Annotated in this window: 16 protein-coding genes; 7 read left to right on the top strand and 9 right to left on the bottom strand. The window is 66.6% G+C overall.

Annotated elements, in window-relative coordinates:
* Positions 1 to 55 precede the first annotated feature (55 nt).
* Positions 56 to 817 carry a M48 family metallopeptidase gene (locus PV781_RS15780; protein ID WP_274776591.1) on the bottom strand — a complete coding sequence of 254 codons (762 nt, stop codon included), beginning with the start codon at positions 815 to 817 and terminating at the stop codon, positions 56 to 58.
* A 195-nt stretch (positions 818 to 1,012) separates the two neighbouring features.
* Positions 1,013 to 2,374, bottom strand: a complete 1,362-nt coding sequence (locus PV781_RS15775) for a polyhydroxyalkanoate depolymerase (protein WP_274776590.1) — start codon at positions 2,372 to 2,374, stop codon at positions 1,013 to 1,015.
* Positions 2,375 to 2,528: 154 nt separating this feature from the next.
* Here PV781_RS15775 and PV781_RS15770 point away from each other — a divergent pair, with 154 nt between their 5' ends.
* Positions 2,529 to 3,833 (top strand): ActS/PrrB/RegB family redox-sensitive histidine kinase, encoded by a 1,305-nt coding sequence (locus PV781_RS15770; RefSeq protein ID WP_274776589.1) that lies wholly within the window; start codon positions 2,529 to 2,531, stop codon positions 3,831 to 3,833.
* Between the two features lie 301 nt (positions 3,834 to 4,134).
* Positions 4,135 to 4,689 (top strand): ActR/PrrA/RegA family redox response regulator transcription factor, encoded by a 555-nt coding sequence (locus PV781_RS15765; protein WP_274776588.1) that lies wholly within the window; start codon positions 4,135 to 4,137, stop codon positions 4,687 to 4,689.
* Between the two features lie 319 nt (positions 4,690 to 5,008).
* Here PV781_RS15765 and PV781_RS15760 read toward each other — a convergent pair whose 3' ends face one another.
* Both PV781_RS15760 and PV781_RS15755 read right to left on the bottom strand, forming a co-directional pair.
* Positions 5,009 to 5,494, bottom strand: coding sequence for an MmcB family DNA repair protein (locus tag PV781_RS15760; RefSeq protein ID WP_274776587.1), 486 nt, complete (start codon positions 5,492 to 5,494; stop codon positions 5,009 to 5,011).
* A 2-nt stretch (positions 5,495 to 5,496) separates the two neighbouring features.
* Positions 5,497 to 6,402 (bottom strand): YihY/virulence factor BrkB family protein, encoded by a 906-nt coding sequence (locus PV781_RS15755; RefSeq protein ID WP_274776586.1) that lies wholly within the window; start codon positions 6,400 to 6,402, stop codon positions 5,497 to 5,499.
* Positions 6,403 to 6,591: 189 nt separating this feature from the next.
* Here PV781_RS15755 and PV781_RS15750 point away from each other — a divergent pair, with 189 nt between their 5' ends.
* Positions 6,592 to 7,680 (top strand): FUSC family protein, encoded by a 1,089-nt coding sequence (locus PV781_RS15750; protein ID WP_274776585.1) that lies wholly within the window; start codon positions 6,592 to 6,594, stop codon positions 7,678 to 7,680.
* Positions 7,681 to 7,682: 2 nt separating this feature from the next.
* On the opposite strand, the gene dnaQ is transcribed toward PV781_RS15750, so the two are convergent.
* The 5 genes from dnaQ to PV781_RS15725 all read right to left on the bottom strand — a co-directional run bounded on the left by dnaQ (position 7,683) and on the right by PV781_RS15725 (position 11,534).
* Positions 7,683 to 8,408, bottom strand: coding sequence for a DNA polymerase III subunit epsilon (gene dnaQ, locus PV781_RS15745; protein WP_274776584.1), 726 nt, complete (start codon positions 8,406 to 8,408; stop codon positions 7,683 to 7,685).
* Between the two features lie 216 nt (positions 8,409 to 8,624).
* Complete coding sequence (gene coaE, locus PV781_RS15740) at positions 8,625 to 9,221, bottom strand: dephospho-CoA kinase (RefSeq protein ID WP_274776583.1); 597 nt, start codon at positions 9,219 to 9,221, stop codon at positions 8,625 to 8,627.
* 2 nt (positions 9,222 to 9,223) lie between these two features.
* Positions 9,224 to 10,075, bottom strand: coding sequence for a shikimate dehydrogenase (locus PV781_RS15735; RefSeq protein WP_274776582.1), 852 nt, complete (start codon positions 10,073 to 10,075; stop codon positions 9,224 to 9,226).
* Positions 10,072 to 10,683, bottom strand: coding sequence for a Maf family protein (locus PV781_RS15730; protein WP_274776581.1), 612 nt, complete (start codon positions 10,681 to 10,683; stop codon positions 10,072 to 10,074). Before PV781_RS15730 ends, PV781_RS15735 begins: the two co-directional genes overlap by 4 nt.
* Positions 10,680 to 11,534: a pyruvate, water dikinase regulatory protein gene (locus PV781_RS15725; RefSeq protein ID WP_274776709.1), complete on the bottom strand. Its 855-nt coding sequence runs from the start codon at positions 11,532 to 11,534 to the stop codon at positions 10,680 to 10,682. Before PV781_RS15725 ends, PV781_RS15730 begins: the two co-directional genes overlap by 4 nt.
* A gap of 349 nt (positions 11,535 to 11,883) precedes the next feature.
* Here PV781_RS15725 and hemE point away from each other — a divergent pair, with 349 nt between their 5' ends.
* From hemE to PV781_RS15705, 4 genes are all read left to right on the top strand, one after another.
* A complete protein-coding gene (gene hemE / locus PV781_RS15720) occupies positions 11,884 to 12,954 on the top strand; it encodes a uroporphyrinogen decarboxylase (protein ID WP_274776580.1) in 1,071 nt (356 codons plus the stop codon).
* A 49-nt stretch (positions 12,955 to 13,003) separates the two neighbouring features.
* Complete coding sequence (gene hemJ, locus PV781_RS15715; RefSeq protein ID WP_274776579.1) at positions 13,004 to 13,429, top strand: protoporphyrinogen oxidase HemJ; 426 nt, start codon at positions 13,004 to 13,006, stop codon at positions 13,427 to 13,429.
* A 409-nt stretch (positions 13,430 to 13,838) separates the two neighbouring features.
* On the top strand, positions 13,839 to 15,104 hold the full coding sequence (rho, locus tag PV781_RS15710) for a transcription termination factor Rho (protein WP_209104350.1): 1,266 nt from the start codon (positions 13,839 to 13,841) through the stop codon (positions 15,102 to 15,104).
* 319 nt (positions 15,105 to 15,423) lie between these two features.
* A complete protein-coding gene (locus PV781_RS15705) occupies positions 15,424 to 16,875 on the top strand; it encodes a glycosyltransferase (protein ID WP_274776578.1) in 1,452 nt (483 codons plus the stop codon).
* The last annotated feature ends 56 nt before the right edge of the window (positions 16,876 to 16,931 follow it).

Raw genomic sequence — 16,931 nt, 5'->3', positions numbered from 1 at the left:
TCCTTGCAGAAAGAAGGCGAGCCCGGGCGCGTCCCGGGCCGCCCGATGGGGGGTCTCAGCCCGCCGCGCCGAAGCGGTGGAGGCCGGCGCCATGGGCGCGCAGCCAGGCTTCCGCCGTGCGCCGGTCGGGATAGACGCGCTCCACATGCCGCCAGAAATGGGGGCCGTGATTCATCTCCAGCCGATGGGCCACCTCATGGGCGGCCAGATAGTCCAGCACGAAGGGTGGGGCGAGGATCAGCCGCCACGAAAAGGAAAGCTTGCCGTCCGCCGAGCACGAGCCCCAGCGGCTGGAGGTGTCGCGGAGTGTGATCGGGCCCACCGTCACCTTCAGGGACACCGCATGACGGGCCACCGCCGCCTTCAATTCGGCGCGGGCAAGCCGCTTCAGGTGATCGAGGACCCGGCGCGCCACATGGGGCTCCTCGCCAGCCACGCACAGAAGCCGCATCCCGTCCGCCCCCTCCTCCTCCCAGCAGGTGCCACGGGCACCCGGCCGATGGACAATGAGATGGGGCACGCCGCGCAGCGGGATGGTCTCGCCTGGCACGAATGGCACCGTTTCCGGCAGGCGCACCAGGCGGGCGCGGACCCAGTCCACGTGGCGGGCGACGAAATCACTGGCGGTGGCGAAGGAGACATGGGGCGGCGCGGTGAGCGCCACGTCGCGGGTGGCCGTGCGCACGCGCAGCGTCAGGCGACGGGCGGAGGGATGACGGCGCACCGCCACCTTCACCACCTCATCGTCCAGCCGCAGCTCGATCCACTCTCCGCCGGGAGGCGGGGGCGGATGCCTGTCGCGCCGCCGAAACAGCATTCCCCACCTTGCACGCCCCCATGACGGGGACGTCTCGCTTTCCATTTCAGGAAATGTGGGGGAATTCGCTCAGATGCGCTAGTCCTCGATGCCAATTGGCTGGGGATCGGCCAAAAGGTTCCAGCCCTTACCGGCTTAAGCGGGAAGAACAGCGAAAGATTGTGAAAGACGCCCGCGAGACTTCGCGGGCCGCTTTCATTCCGCGCCGGGCGCGGCCCGATCGCCGAACCGGGGCGTGACCACGTTGTCGCGGTTGCGCGGCCAGTTGTTCGACAGGATGAAATCGGAAATGCGCGGCGCGATTTCCGAGCGGAAGCGCGAGCCGTTGAAGACGCCATAATGGCCGACGCCCGGCTGCACCCAATGGGCGCGCTTCTCGTCCGGGATCAGCGGGCACAAGGTGTGGGCGGCATAGGTCTGGCCGACGCCGGAAATGTCGTCCTTCTCGCCTTCCACGGTCATGAGCGCCACGTTGCGGATGGTCTCCGGCCGCACGCGGGCGCCGTGATGGAACATCTCGCCCTTGGGAAGGGCATGGCGGATGAACACCTGCTCCACCGTCTCCAGATAGAACTCGGCGGACAGGTCCATCACCGCCAGATACTCGTCATAGAATTCGCGGTGCTTCTCGGCGGAATCGCCGTCGCCCTGGATGAGATGGCGGAACAGGTCGTAATGAGCCTGGAGATGGCGATCCAGGTTCATGCTCATGAAGCCGTTCAGCTGCAGGAAGCCCGGATAGACCTGCCGCATGGCGCCCGCATGGGGCCAGGGCACGGTGGTGATGACATTGCGGCGGAAGAAATCGATGCCCTTGCTCTCGGCGAGCCGGTTCACGGCGGTGGGCGCCTGCCGGGTGTCGATGGGGCCGCCCATGAGCACCATGGACTTGGGGGCCAGCGGGTCACCCTCTTCTTCCATGCGCGCGATGGCCATGAGAACGGGCACCGCCGGCTGGCAGACCGCCAGCACATGACAGTCGCCGCCCATGCGGTGGAAGATGGAGATGAGGTAGTCCACATAGTCCGACAGGCTGAAATGGCCTTCCGAGAGGGGTACCAGCTTGGCGTCGATCCAGTCGGTCACATAGACGTCGTGGGTGGGCAGGAAGGCTTCCACCGTGCCGCGCAGGAGCGTGGCGTGATGGCCGGACATGGGCGCCACCACCACCAGGCGCGGCTGCGGGCGGCGCGGCGGCTGGGAAAAGGCGCGCTCGAAATGCAGCAGGCGACAAAACGGCCGGGACCATACGGTATTGACGTGAACGGGTATCCGCTCCCCGCCCACCACGGTATGGGTGAGGCGCCAGTCGGGCTTGGCATAGCGCCGCGTCGTGCGCTCGAACAGCTCGATGGCAGCCGCCATGGACTTGCCCATGGTGGTGTGGGCGGCCGGATTGAGGGGGTTCTCGAAAATGAGACGGCTCGCATCCGCCAGGGCGCGCGATGGATTGAGCGCGGCGTGCGTCATCTCGTACATCCAGTACAGGGGTGACGAGAGCGCTGCGCTGCCACTTCCGGGCAGACGGGCCGGGCCGCTGAACTCACCGATGGCCATGGTCGTTCCTCGATTGTGTTGTTCCGTCGAAGGTGTCGTCAAAGTGTCAAACCGTCAATCTCCGCCAAAGATCCCTCAGACGTGACACGTCATGATGCACAAGATTGCTTTCCTGAAACTAACCAACCACTGAGTGAAACGGCCCGCACGCGCCATGCCATCGGCTTTTGCAAGCTTCCCCAACGGAAGATCTCTCGGTCTTCGGCTCGACACGCTGATCCGCCTGCGCTGGCTGGCGGTGGCCGGGCAGACGCTCTCCATCCTGGTGGTCTATCTGCTGCTGGGCTTTCCCTTGCCGCTCGCCCCGTGCCTTGCGGTGGTGGGCCTCTCGGTGGTGCTCAACATCCTGCTGCGGGTGCGCTTTCCGGTGGCGCGACGGCTCTCGGACGTGGCCGCGGGACCCCTCCTCGCCTATGACGTGCTGCAACTCACCGCCCTCTTGTACCTCACGGGGGGATTGAACAATCCGTTCGCGCTTCTGTTCCTGGCGCCGGTGATGATCTCGGCCACCGCCCTGTCCTGGACCACCACCGTGCTTCTGGGCGTCTTCGCGGTGTTCTGCGCCGGCATCGTGGGGCTCTGGCACCAGCCGCTCCCCTGGATGGGGCCGAGCGAGCCGGAACTGCCGAACCTGTTCCTGGCCGGCACCTGGGTGGCGCTGTCGGTGGCCATCGGCTTCATCGGCCTGCATTCCTGGCGGGTGGCGGAGGAGGCGCGGGAGCTGGCCGATGCGCTCGCCGCCACCGAACTGGTGCTCGCCCGCGAGCAGCACCTCTCCCAGCTCGACGGCCTCGCCGCCGCCGCCGCCCATGAGCTGGGCACGCCGCTCGCCACCATCGCCCTGGTGGTGAAGGAGATGGAGCGCTCCTGCACGCCCGACGATCCCCATGCGGAAGACATCGTGCTCCTGCGCGACCAGGTGCGCCGGTGCCGGGACATCCTCCAGAAGCTGACCTCGCTGGGCTCTGGCGATGCCCCCTTCGACCGCATGCCCCTCTCGCTCCTTCTGGAGGAGGTGGTCGGTCCCCATCGGGATTTCGGCATCACCATCACCGTTCACCTGCCGGAGGACCGCACCGACGAGCCGGTGATGGACCGCAATCCCGGCCTCATCTACGGCCTCGGCAATCTGGTGGAGAATGCGGTGGACTTCGCCGACAGCCGCGTGGAGCTGGAAGCGCGCTGGACCACCACCCGCATGGAGATCACAGTCTCCGACGACGGGCCGGGCTTTTCGCCGGAGGTCTCCGATCGCATCGGCCAGCCCTATGTGACGAGCCGGGCCCGCGACCGCGAGGCGGCGGACGAGGAAAGTGGGCTCGGCCTTGGATTTTTCATCGCCAAGACCCTGCTGGAGCGCACCGGCGCAAGCCTGTGGGTGGAAAACCGCCCTGCCCCCGCCCATGGCGCGCAGGTGCGCATCTCCTGGATGCGCAATGCCGTGGCCCTGGAGAGCTGAGGCGCGCGGGCCGATCCGCGCTCCCCTCGACATTTGAATGGCTTAGATGACGCTTCCCGGCTTTTTCGGCGGGAAAACGGCGGTTTGTGCGCGCCATCACGCGACAAATCGACGCCAATGGGTCATGGTCGCTGCGGAGGAACGTTTAAGGCTTCGCGTAGGTGCCGTGCCCGCAACGGCACGGCGGCGGTCCCGCACTCCAGGGACAGCCGGTGTACGTCCGACCATGAACCTTTGATCCGGCGCATGGTTTGAAGTGACGGGACGCTGCAAAGAAAGCCGAGTCCGAAGGAATTTGACCATGACTGAACCCGTCCAGATGGCCCCAGAGGGAGACCCGTCCGTTCTCATCGTCGATGACGACCGCTCCTTCCTCCAGCGCCTCGCCCGCGCCATGGAAACGCGCGGCTTCACCGTCAGCACCGCCGAGAGCGTGGCCGATGGCCTCGCCAAGGTGGAGACTGCTGCCCCGGCCTATGCGGTGGTGGACATGCGGCTCGGCGACGGCAGCGGGCTCGACGTCATCTCCGCCTTGCAGAAGGCGAAGCCCGAAGCCCGCGCCATCGTGCTCACCGGCTATGGCAACATCGCCACCGCGGTGACGGCGGTGAAGCTGGGCGCGGTGGACTATCTGGCCAAGCCGGCCGATGCGGACGACGTGGTCGCCGCCCTCATGGCGAACGCGGATCACAAGCCCTCGCCGCCGGAAAACCCCATGTCGGCGGACCGGGTGCGATGGGAGCACATCCAGCGGGTCTATGAATTGTGCGGCCGCAACGTCTCCGAGACGGCCCGCCGCCTTTCCATGCACCGCCGCACGCTCCAGCGCATCCTGGCCAAGCGCGCCCCGCGCTGAGGCTGTTTCATGGCCACTTCATCCGTCATGGCCGGGCTTGTCCCGGCATGAGGGTGCAGGCCCGCTCCTCACCCTGCGTCCATCCCGACGCTCCCGGTTCGCCCCCTCCCCAACCCTCCCCCGCTTCGCGGGAGAGGGCGTTCGTTGCGCCGGGAGCGGCAGCGTCCGTCAGGTTCAAACAACCCGTTCCGCTCGCGGGTCCCACTCCCTCTCCCGCGAAGCGGGGGAGGGTTGGGGAGGGGGTCAGCGGGAAAGCGTGGGCGAGCGCCCAACGGGCCCCGCGCCTGGCTTAGCCGTCGCCCTTTGTCCACTGCACCGCTCACAGATCCGCATAAGGCCGCAGATCCGGATCATGCAGCGCGGCAAGGCGAGCGGCGGCGGCGCGGGCGAGGCGGATGAGCAGGGTCTTGCGGGTGGCCGCCGGCAGCGCATGAAGCGGCGGCGGGCGCAGCACATGGGCGCCAAAGGCGTCGCCCACCAGGATGCCCACCTCCTCGGGCAGGATCTCGACCGGGAAATCCACGGTCACCGCGAACAGGAGCCGGTCGCAATAGGCCCGGTAGTCCGGCCATTTGGCATCGGCGCGGAAATCGGCCACCGACGACTTGATCTCCACGATGGTGATCTCGCCCTTGCCATCAAGGGCCGCGATGTCCGCCCGCCGGCCCGACGCCAGGCAGAATTCAGGAATGCCCATGAGCCCCAGCGCCGCGAAATGGCGCAGCACGCCGCGCTGGAGCGCCAAGGCGGTGGGGGATTGGCGTCCGTCGGGCTTTGGGACAGGCAGGTTCGGAGGGGCCGTCATGGTCACTCGCGGGCCTTGGCGAGGGCGGCCAGATGCCGCTGGGTCGCCGCTTCGCGTGCCCGGGCGATGGCAGCGTTGAACTCGCCGCCGAAGATGAAGATGGTGGCGCTGAGATAGAGGAAGACCAGGGCCACCATCACCGAGGCGAGGCCCGCATAGGTGGTGACATAATTGCCCGCGAACTCGGCCAGGTACATGCCGAACACGGTGGCCGCCACCAGCCACAGGATCAAAGTGAGCAGGATGCCCGGCGCCACCTGCAACAGGCTGCGCCGTCCCGCCGGCAGCCACAGATGGGCCACCAGCAGGCCGATGATCAGGATCACACTGGTGCTGGCGATGCGGATGAGGGTGACGACGTTGCCGAACGGCTTGAGGGCCGGCACATGCTGCACCGTCTTTTCCCAGAGCAGGGGGCCGAGCACGACGAAGAAGGACAGAGCGAGCATGCCGGCCGCCCCGATCACCACGAAGGCGATGGATTCCAGCCGCAGCTGGTACCAGGTCCGCCGCTCGGCCACCTGATAGGCCCGGTTGAGGCCGATGCGCAGGCTCTCAATGCCGTTGGAGGAGAAATAGAGCGCCAGCGCCACGCCGAAGGTCAGCAGGTCCGTGCGCACATGGTTGACCACGTTGTAAATCTCGCGGGCGATGGGCTCGGCCACCTGCTGGGGCCAGGTGTCCAGGATGAGCTGGATGGTCTCGTTGGCCAGCGGCCGCAGATCCAGGAAGGCGGCCAGCGACGTGACGAAGATCAGGAACGGGAACAGCGACATGAGCGCGGAAAGGGCGATGTGGCTGGCGATGGCCCAGCCGTCATCGGCCACGAAGCTCCAGAAGGCATCCATGACGACGCGATAGCATCTGACGATGATCTTCACCTTCGACCCGAGCCCCGCCTTTGTCATCCCGGCCCGCCGGGAACCCATCCATCCCGGTGAAGGCCCAGGCGCGGCGAAGGTTCCCGCAGGGCGGGCCGGCTTTCCTATAGCCGGTCTTCGTGCGAACGGAAAAATTCACTCCGGTCGGACGGGGCAATCCAGTGTAGACCCATTCTGAGACAGGATCTCCAATGGCCCCGCGCGAGACCCCGCCCCATGCGCCTGCCCGCCCTTCCCCGCTTCACCCTGGCCGATGCCCGCCTCGCGCTGCGGGCCACGGTGGCGGCGTTCCTCGCCTATCTGCTGGCCGAGTGGCTCGATTTGCCCAAGGGCTATTGGGCGGTGCTGAGCGCCATCTTGGTGGTGCAGTCCTCGCTGGGGGCGAGCCTGGCCATCGCCATCGACCGATGCCTGGGCACCCTGGCCGGCGGCGTTATCGGGGTGGGCTTCGCCATCCTGGCCGGCCCGTCCTTTTCCCTCACGTTGGGCTTCCTGGTGCTGGGCACCTTCCTGGCGGCTATGCTCGCCGCCCGCAGCGCCAGCTACAAGCTGGCGCCCGTGACCGTCTGCGTGGTCATGCTGGCGGATCCCTCCCATGTGAATCCCTGGATTTCCGGGCTGGAGCGGATCCTGGAAATTTCGCTGGGTGGCGCCGTGGGGCTGGCCTGCGCGCTGCTGGTGCTGCCCTCGAAGGCGCGGGAATATCTCTATCCCCATGTGGCGGATGTGCTGGACGGGTGCGCGGAACTGATCGATCTCGGCGCGCGCGGGCTGGTGGAGGGCACGCTTGACCCCTCCGCGCTCGATGCCACCAACACCCGCGTGCGCATCGCCCTGCGCGCCGCCGACACACGAGCGGGGGAGGCCAAGCGCGAGAGGATCGGATTCTTCTTCAGCCAGAGCCGGGACATGACCCCCCTGGTGCGCGGGGGCCGGCGGCTCTGGCACACGGTCATCATGCTGCTGCGCGGGTCGGCCCACCCCATGGACAAGGAGCTGGGCCGCGATGCCGGCCCGGCGCTCACCGCCGCCGCCGCCGCACTGGCCACCGTCGCGCGGGCGCTGGCCGCCAGCATGCGGGGCGAGACGGGCACCGACATCGATGCCACGCTGGAAACCGCCAGCGGCGCGGTCACCGCGCTCGATGCCCAGATGGACCGTCTCGCCCAGTCCGGCGCCTTTTCAGGAGATGGGGCAAGCCTCGTCCAACTCTCGGCGGCGGTGGCTGCCTGCGAGCATCTTTTGGAGAACCTCACCGAACTGGCGGCGCGCCTGAAGGACATCCGCGCGCCGGTGGAGGAGTAGCTTCAGGCTGCCGGCGGCGCCTCGGCGGTGGGCTCGGCATAGGTGGCCCAGATGGCCTTTTCGCCCATCTCGGCGACGAAGGCGGCATGGGCGGCCAGTTCGTCGGCGGTCAAAAGCGGGGGCAGGGGGACCGGTCGCTGGCGGGCGATGATTTTCTCGGCGGACATGAGGCGGGGCGCGGCATTCTCCTCGTCCACCAGGCCCACCAGCATGGCCTGCCGGCCGCCCAGCAATTCGCTGTACACCTCCGCCAGCAATTCCGCGTCGAGCAGCGCCCCGTGCTTCACCCGCTTGGAGCTGTCAATGCCATAGCGGCTCATCAGCACGTCGAGGGAATTGGGGCCGCCGGGATGCTTGCGGCGGGCGAGCGCCAGCGTGTCGATCACCCGGTCGCGGGCGATGACCGGCCGCCCGGCCCGCTCCAGCTCCGCATTCAGGAAGCCAATATCGAACGCCGCATTGTGGATGACCAGCGTGTCATCGGCGATGAAGGCAAGGAACTCGTCCGCCTTCTCGGCGAACTTGGGCTTGTCGGCCAGGAACTCGCTGGACAGGCCATGGACGTTGAACGCCTCCACCGGCATGTCCCGCTCGGGGTTCAGATAGACGTGGAAGACATTGCCCGTGAGGATGCGGTTGACCATCTCCACGCAGCCGATCTCCACCACCCGGTCGCCATTGTTGGCTTCCAGGCCCGTGGTTTCGGTGTCGAGCACGATCTCGCGCATGGGGCCTCCTGAGGGCGGCTTTGAGGATCACGCCGTCCATATCACATGGACGCCCGTCATGCCCGGGCTCGTCCCGGGCATCCACGGCCAACCGACTGACGGAAGCCTGGGTCGCCGCGCGCGCCACGCGTGGATGGCCGGGACAAGCCCGGCCATGACAGACGAAGCGGCACGTCTTCTGGCCGCCCGTTGCTTGGCAGAAATCCCGGTCTCTCCCTAAGCCCGCCGCCCCGGCCCGCTCAAGGCGCGCACCACGCCGGCCACCTGATGCCGGGCGGCGTCGAAGCCGCGTCCGGTATCGATCAGGAAATGGGCACGGCGGCGCTTCTCGGCGTCGGGCACCTGCTTGGCGAGGATGAGGGCGAAGCGCTCCTCGCTCATGCCGGGGCGCGCCAGCACGCGGGACTTCTGCACCTCTGCCGGAGCGCTCACCACCGCCACCGCATCCACCCGGCCCGCCGAACCCGTTTCCAGGAGAAGGGGGATGTCCAGCACCACCAGCCGCGCCCCGGCGGCCCGCGCCTTGGCGAGAAACGCCTCTTCCCGCGCCCGCACCAAAGGATGAACGATGGCCTCCAGCCGCTTCATGGCATCGGCATCACCCAGCACACGCGCGGAGAGGGCCGGGCGGTCCACCCGTCCGTCCTTCACCACGCCGGGAAAGGCGGCCTCCACGGGGGCCACCGCTTCCTTGGCATAAAGGTCGTGCACGGTGGCATCCGCGTCATGAACGGGCACGCCCAGCGCGCGGAACATGCCGGCGGTGGCGGACTTGCCCATGCCGATGGAGCCGGTGAGCCCGAGCACCCACATGATCAGGCCTCCAACTGGCCCTTGGCGCGCAGGTCTTCCACCAGGCGGGCGCGCAAGGCCTCGTCCACCTCCGGCCGCACGCCGAACCAGCGCTCGAAGCCGGGCACACCCTGGTGGAGGAGCATGCCGAGCCCATCCACCACCCTGAGCCCCCGTGCCCGCGCGGCCTTCAGGAGCGGTGTTTCCAAGGGCACATAGACCGCATCGGTCACCACCGCATCGTCCGGCAGGACAGAGAGGTCGAGATCCAACGGCGGATGGCCCTTCATGCCCAGCGAGGTGGTGTTCACCAGGACCCCGGCCTCCGCCATGGGCCGCGTCACGTCGGCGAGGGGGAGGGCGGTGACCTTGGGGCCAAACAAGCCGGCCAGCGTTTCGGCCTTTTCCAGCGTCCGGTTGGCGAGGTGAATGCGCTCCACCCCCGCCTTCAGGAGCCCGAACAGAATGGCGCGCGAAGCCCCGCCCGCCCCCAGCACCACCACCGGCCGGTCCGCCTGCCGCCAGCCGGGGGCATTGGCGTCGAGATTGGCGATGAAGCCATAGACATCCGTATTGCCCCCCATGAGGCGGCCGTCTTCCACCCAAAGGGTGTTCACCGCGCCCAGCGCGCGGGCGGTCTCGTCCGCATGGGCCACCGCGCGGAAGGCCACTTCCTTGTCCGGGGCGGTAACGTTGCCGCCCGTGTAACCGCGCGCAATGAAGCCGGCGAAGAAATCCGCCGCGCCATCCAGCGGCACCTCCTCGCGGCCATAGCTGCCGGCCAGCCCGTGCTTTTCCATCCAATAGCCATGGAGCAAGGGCGAGCGGGAATAGGCCACGGGCTGGCCGATGATGCACAGCTTGGGAGAGGTCACGGCAGAAGGCCCTCGGAACGCAGGAAGCCGAGCAGGGGCAGAAGCGGCAGCCCCAATATGGTGAAGTGATCGCCCTCAATGGCCTCGAACAGATGCACGCCGAGGCCCTCCAGCTGATAGCAGCCCACGGAGGACAAGATGGCCGGCCCGGCCGCTTCCAGATAGGCGTCGAGCGCCTCATCCGACAAAGGCCGCATGGTGAGGCAGGCGGTCTCCACCGTTTCGAACAGCACCTCTTCATCCTTCACCAGCGCGATGGCCGAATGGAGGGCGTGGGTGCGGCCGGCGAGGCGGGAGAGCTGGAGGCGGGCCGCCGCCATGTCCGGCGCCTTGTGAAAGGCCACCGGGCCGAGCGCCAGGGTCTGGTCGGCGCCCAGCACCAGCCGGCCGGGCGCCAGCGCGCTGCCGGCCAATGCCTTGGTGCGCGCCAGGAGGCGGGCCACATCGTCAGGGGCTGCCTCGGCGGCGGGGGCGGCGCATTCCACCGCCCGCTCATCCACCGCGACCGCGATGGGCTCGACGGGAATGCCGGCCGCTTCCAGCACCGCCCGGCGGGCGGCACTCTTGGAGGCCAGCGCCAAGGGCGCGGCGCCCATCCACAGATTCATGTCTCCACGATGCTCCGGCGGCGGCGTTCGCTGACGAGGCCGATAATGGCGGCGGCGGTTTCCTCGATGGAGCGGCGGCTCACATCGATCAGCGGCCAGCCATTGCGTCCGCACAGGCGGCGGGAGAAGGCGATCTCCTCCGCCACCGCCTCGCGGTCCACATAAGACGGGCTGGCGGAGGTGGCGTTGAGGCCCAGCAGCCTGTTCTGGCGGATTTCCACGATCCGCTCGGGACTGGCCACCAGCCCCACCACCAGCGGCTTCTTCAGCTTTTCCAGGTTGGGGGGGATCGGCACCTTGGGCACCAGCGGGATATTGGCGGTCTTGATGCCGCGATTGGCGAGATAAATGGAAGTGGGGGTCTTGGAGGTGCGCGACACGCCCAGCAGCACCACGTCCGCCTGCTCCAAATCGTCGGTCATGTGCCCGTCATCATGCATGACGGTGAAGTTCAAGGCGTCGATGCGCTTGAAATAGGTGGCGTCCAGCGCGTGCTGGCCGCCCACGCGCGGCTGCGGCTCGCCGCCCAGATAGGCCTGGAACAGCTGCACCACGGGCGCGAGCACCGACAGATAGGGCACGCCCAGATTCTGGCATTCCTGCTTGAGACGGTCCCGCAGCTCCTTGTCCACCATGGTGTAGAGGACAATGCCCGGATGGCTGTCGATCTCCGCCATCACCCGTTCAAGCTGCTTCATGGAGCGCACGAGGGGATAGACGTGCTCGATCGGCAGCACGTTCGCATATTGGGCACAGGCGGCCCGCCCCACATTGATGAGCGTTTCGCCCGTGGAGTCGGAAACCAGGTGCAGGTGGAAATAGTTCGGATTGGGAGCCTTGGATGCATTCACCACGGCGGTGGCCCTCCCGGCCCTGTGGACAGCCGGTGCAGGAAGGCACGCCGTTCAGGCCCACGCAAGCGTCCTATCAGGATAGCGGGCATCGTCATCCACATTTCAGCTTCATGGGACAGTTTGAGACCCCCTCCTGTTGAGGAGTGGGGATTTCCGCGCCGCACCCGGGCCGTTAGTGTTTTGTTAACCGGCTTTGGAGGCCGTTCGCGGGCGGTGCGAAACGGGGTGCGCGGACGTGTCTTCCTGTGGAGCGGTTGTCGATCGGCGCGCGAATAGTTAATCAACCGTTAATACCCAACAGACTCTCTCTTTTAAAAAAGAATCTTGTTTTCTTAAGTGGGGTTGGATGACCGAGAGCCACAAGCCTGCGTCCCAGAAGCTGGCGTCCCCCTCTTCGCCTTTCCTGGCGGTGCTGGATGGCGAACCCCGCAACCCGCCGCCGCTCTGGATGATGCGCCAGGCGGGACGCTACCTGCCTGAATATCGCGAGGTGCGCGCCAAGGCGGGCGACTTCCTCACCCTCTGCTACAATCCGGCTCTGGCCGCCGAGGTGACGCTGCAGCCCATCCGCCGCTTCGCCTTCGATGCGGCCATCATCTTTTCCGACATCCTGGTGGTGCCCCATGCGCTGGGCGTGCCGCTGCGCTTTGCGGTGGGCGAAGGCCCGCGCCTGGAGCCGGTCACGGATGCGGCGGGCATTTCCGGGCTTGCCGGCCGGCTCGATGAAAATCGCGTGGGACCGGTCTACGCGGCCATCTCGCAGGTTCGGGCGAGCCTGCCACGGGAGACGGCCCTGATCGGCTTCTGCGGGGCTCCCTGGACGGTGGCGACCTATATGGTGGCCGGGCAAGGCACCGACGACCAGGGGCCGGCGCGCCTGCTGGCCTTGCGCCAGCCGGACCTGTTCCAGACCTTGATCGACCGGCTGGTGGAGGCCTCCATCACCCATCTGTCCGCCCAGATCACGGCCGGCGCGGATGCGGTGCAGGTGTTCGACACCTGGTCTGGCGTGCTGGATCCCGCCTCTTTCCAGCGCTGGTGCGTGGAGCCGTTGCGCAAGATCGTCGCCGGCGTGCGGGCCGATCATCCCGGCGCCCGCATCATCGCCTTCCCCAAGGGTGCGTCCCTGGAGGGCCTGGAGGCCATGGCGGCTTTGGGCGTGAATGCGGTGGGGCTGGACTGGACGGCCGATCGCAAGGCGGTGCGCGCGCGTCTTGTGGATAAGGTCGCTGTCCAGGGCAATCTTGATCCCCTGCGCATGATTGCCGGCGGGGCCGCGCTGGAGGATGAAATCTTGAATATTCGCAAGGATTTCGCGGGCGCGCGGCACATTTTCAACCTGGGCCACGGCATCCGCCCGGAGACCCCGGTCGCCCATGTGGAAAAGCTTGTGGAAAAGGTCCGTCAAAGCCTGTGAACAAGGGAGGCCTCTCCCCCCGACTTCGGCAGGGGAGGGGACACGCGCCATGCTCTATCTGTCCATCAAGGCCTTCCACATCATGGCGGTCATCTCCTGGATGGCGGCCATGTTCTACCTGCCGCGCCTGATGGTCTATCATTGCGACGCGCCGGTGGGCTCGCAGCAGTCCGAGACGTTCAAGGTCATGGAACGGCGGCTGCTGAAAGCCATCTGCAACCCCGCCATGATCGCCACCTGGCTCGCCGGGCTCTATCTCCTGTGGGACGGCGGCTGGATCACGGATGGCTGGATGCACGCCAAGCTGACCTTGGTGCTCATCCTCTCCGGCTTTCACGGCATGCTGGCCCGCTGGGTGCGGGAATTCGCCAATGACGAGCGCAAGCACACGCCGCGCTTCTACCGAATCGCCAACGAGGTACCGACCCTCCTGATGATCGGTATCGTTCTCCTGGTGGTGCTGAAGCCGTTTTGAGGCCATGCGGGGCGGGGCGTGGAAGGGGTCCCGTCTGGGCCGAGGCCCGGCGAACGCCTGGGGCGCATGGGCTAATGTATTGAGAATACAGCGAAAAGCTGGATTTTCGGCTTACCCGTCCTGGCTGCGTCAATCTGTGACCACTCGGATGAGATGTGCGCCTTTCGGAGGACTTGCGCAGGAGCCCGGCAATCCGGTATTGTGAGATCGCTTTCCCCAACGCAGGCGAAACGTGCAATCCGTCCTTCGGTCACGTCATGAGACCTGGACCGACAGAGTTGGACCGTACGCAAGGCAAGGCCACGCCATAAGGCCTTCCTGAAGACCTGCGATCCCCCGTCCCTTCCCTCACGCCACGGCGCTCCGCGCGGTGCCATCGGCGCAATTCAAGATTTCGAGGCTTTCCCTTATGCGGGAAGTGAAACTCCAGGATCTCAAGTCCAAAACCCCTGTCGAGCTGCTGGCCTTCGCCGAGGAAAACCAGGTGGAGAACGCCAGCACCCTGCGCAAGCAGGAGCTCATGTTCGCCATCCTCAAGCAATTGGCCGCCAGCGAAACCGAAATCATCGGCGAAGGCGTGGTCGAGGTGCTCCAGGACGGCTTCGGCTTCCTGCGCTCGCCGGATGCCAATTATCTCCCCGGTCCCGACGACATCTATGTCTCGCCCTCGCAGATCCGCCGCTTCGGCCTGCGCACCGGCGACACGGTGAACGGCCAGATCCGGTCTCCCAAGGAAGGTGAGCGCTATTTCGCCCTTCTGAAGGTGAACACCATCAATTTCGAGGACCCGGAAAAGACCCGGCACAAGATCAATTTCGACAATCTGACGCCGCTCTATCCAGACGAACGCCTGAAGCTGGAATTCGAGGATTCCAACAAGAAGGATTTCTCGGCGCGGATCATCGACATCGTCTCGCCCATCGGCAAGGGTCAGCGCGGCCTCATCGTCGCCCCGCCGCGCACCGGCAAGACGGTTCTGCTCCAGAATATCGCCAAGTCTATCACCGCCAACCATCCCGAGTGCTTCCTGATCGTGCTGCTCATTGACGAGCGCCCCGAGGAAGTCACCGACATGCAGCGCTCGGTGAAGGGCGAGGTGGTCTCCTCCACCTTCGACGAGCCCGCCTCCCGCCACGTGCAGGTGGCCGAGATGGTCATCGAGAAGGCCAAGCGCCTGGTGGAGCATGGCCGCGACGTGGTCATCCTCCTGGATTCCATCACCCGCCTGGGCCGCGCCTACAACACGGTTGTGCCCTCTTCCGGCAAGGTGCTGACCGGCGGCGTGGACGCCAATGCCCTCCAGCGGCCCAAGCGCTTCTTCGGCGCGGCGCGCAATATCGAGGAAGGCGGCTCGCTCACCATCATCGCCACCGCGCTCATCGAGACCGGCTCGCGCATGGACGAGGTGATCTTCGAAGAGTTCAAGGGCACCGGCAATTCCGAGGTGATCCTGGACCGCAAGGTCTCCGACAAGCGCGTCTTCCCGGCCATCGACATCACCCGCTCCGGCACCCGCAAGGAAGAGCTGCTGGTTCCGGCCGACGTGCTCAAGAAGATGTATGTGCTGCGGCGTATCCTCAATCCCATGGGCACCGTGGACGCCATCGAGTTCCTGCTCGACAAGCTGCGGCAGACGAAGACCAACCAGGACTTCTTCGATTCCATGAACACCTGAGGGCCTCCCGAAAGGGAAGGCGCGCCTTGTCCAGTTGAAAGCCCAGGTCGGGGTATAGTCCTACGGGTCTTGCCCCGACTTTTTTGTACCGGCCTGCCGGCCATTGGTGCGGAAAGGCAATTTCAATCTTCTGGTGGGCCCTTGTGTGAAGACATGGTCATTTGACCGCATGTAGCGGCTCCTGTAAGCCCTGATGAGGGTTGCAGTGCAATGCAGCTGAGGCATTCGGCGGGCGGGGGGCCGGCTTGGATGCAGCGGGCGGGTGACCTTATTGATCGAGAGAGATGTGCGATCGATGGATGTGTCGCCGCTGCGAGCCGTGAGTGACGGGCCCGGAACGACGATCCGGCGCATCATCGTCGATTGCTCGCACATTTCCCCTGATCCCACGCCCACCGGCATTCCCCGCGTGGTCGAGAAATACGTGACCCATGGACGGGCCGTGGCGGCCGCCGCCGGCGTCGAGATCCTCGCCGTGGAAGTCGCGCCCGATGGGATCTTCCATGTGCGCAAGGAAGACCCCGCGCAGGCCGTTCCGGTTCGCCAGGACATTCCCAAGCGCGGCAAGATTCTCCTGGAAGTGCTGCGCTATGTGTCGCGGGTGCTCAAGGAGGCGGCTGGCCTGCTGGCGGCCCTGGTGCCCACCAAGGCCGTGAAGCGCGCCGTCCAGCGTTTTTCCACCTGGTGCGCCGAGCTGGTGCCGAACACTCGCAAGAGTTTTGAACGCCAGCGCGAACTGGGCGAGGCCGTGGTGCCCGGCCGGGGCGACGTGCTGTTCGCTCCCGGCTACTGGCACGAGATGGACATGGAGGTCTACGCGGCCGCCCGCGATGCCGGCGCCGAAGTGGTGTTCCTGGTCCACGACATCCTGCCGGTGACGTTGCCCACCTTCTACGAATATCCCTGGCGCTGGGACTTCGCGAAGCGGCTCGCCCGCTCCTTCGACATCGTCAGCCATTATTACTGCATTTCCGCCTATACCCTGGCCGAGGTGAGCACCTTCGCCGCCTGGCACCGCAAGGCCGTCACCGGCTCCATCGCCTATAATGGTTTCGACCCAGCGCCCGTGCGCGTGGGCTCCAGGCTCGCCCGGCTGGAGGAGCACGCGGCCACCCTGCTGGCGCAACAGCCATGGCTGATGGTGGGCACGCTGGAGCCGAAGAAGGGCCATCGGGATGCGGTGGGCACCTTCGAGATGCTGTGGGACGCCGGCTATGAGCGGCCTCTCGTGGTCATCGGCCGGCGCGGCTGGATGAGCGAGGAGCCGGTGGACGTGATCCGCGCCTCGCCCTGGTATGGCCGCAAGCTGTTCTGGCTGGACGACATCGATGATGCCGGACTGGCCGCCTTCTATGATCGCAGCCACGCCTTGCTGTTCGGCTCTCTGGCGGAGGGCTTCGGCCTGCCGGTGCTGGAGGCCGCCTCCCACCACATGGCCGTGCTGGCCCGCGACACGGCGGTGGCGCGGGAGATTCTCGGCGAGGACGGGTTTTATTTCACCGACCGGATCGATCTGGCCGCCGGCATCGAGGCGCTCGAAGTGCCCGGCCGTCGGGAAGCGGAGCGGGCGCGCATGGCCGCGCTGAAATGGTACCGCTGGGCCACGGTGGTGGAGCGGGTGACCCTCGACATCCTGCGCGGGCAGGGTCACCGGGCGGAAGGTGCAACTCTGCTCGCCGGCGCGCCCCGTGAGACGGTGGGCAATGGCACGGGGTCGGTACAGCAGGCCCCGGGGGCTGCCGTGGCACCGGTCGCCGCGGGTCACATCTGAAAGTCGTATTACAACCGCGACTCTCCGAAAAGTTGATGAAATAGGAAGGTCACCAG

It is taken from the genome of Aquabacter sediminis, from assembly GCF_028863665.1.
Lineage (GTDB): Bacteria > Pseudomonadota > Alphaproteobacteria > Rhizobiales > Xanthobacteraceae > L1I39.
This window is presented reverse-complemented; position numbering and strand designations above follow the sequence as displayed.

Coding starts and splice junctions, on each gene's coding strand:
- PV781_RS15780 (WP_274776591.1), bottom strand. CDS start 817: ATGCTGTTTCGGCGGCGCGACAGGCATCCGCCCCCGCCTCCCGGCGGA.
- PV781_RS15775 (WP_274776590.1), bottom strand. CDS start 2,374: ATGGCCATCGGTGAGTTCAGCGGCCCGGCCCGTCTGCCCGGAAGTGGC.
- PV781_RS15770 (WP_274776589.1), top strand. CDS start 2,529: ATGCCATCGGCTTTTGCAAGCTTCCCCAACGGAAGATCTCTCGGTCTT.
- PV781_RS15765 (WP_274776588.1), top strand. CDS start 4,135: ATGACTGAACCCGTCCAGATGGCCCCAGAGGGAGACCCGTCCGTTCTC.
- PV781_RS15760 (WP_274776587.1), bottom strand. CDS start 5,494: ATGACGGCCCCTCCGAACCTGCCTGTCCCAAAGCCCGACGGACGCCAA.
- PV781_RS15755 (WP_274776586.1), bottom strand. CDS start 6,402: ATGACAAAGGCGGGGCTCGGGTCGAAGGTGAAGATCATCGTCAGATGC.
- PV781_RS15750 (WP_274776585.1), top strand. CDS start 6,592: ATGCGCCTGCCCGCCCTTCCCCGCTTCACCCTGGCCGATGCCCGCCTC.
- dnaQ (WP_274776584.1), bottom strand. CDS start 8,408: ATGCGCGAGATCGTGCTCGACACCGAAACCACGGGCCTGGAAGCCAAC.
- coaE (WP_274776583.1), bottom strand. CDS start 9,221: ATGTGGGTGCTCGGGCTCACCGGCTCCATCGGCATGGGCAAGTCCGCC.
- PV781_RS15730 (WP_274776581.1), bottom strand. CDS start 10,683: ATGAATCTGTGGATGGGCGCCGCGCCCTTGGCGCTGGCCTCCAAGAGT.
- hemE (WP_274776580.1), top strand. CDS start 11,884: ATGACCGAGAGCCACAAGCCTGCGTCCCAGAAGCTGGCGTCCCCCTCT.
- hemJ (WP_274776579.1), top strand. CDS start 13,004: ATGCTCTATCTGTCCATCAAGGCCTTCCACATCATGGCGGTCATCTCC.
- rho (WP_209104350.1), top strand. CDS start 13,839: ATGCGGGAAGTGAAACTCCAGGATCTCAAGTCCAAAACCCCTGTCGAG.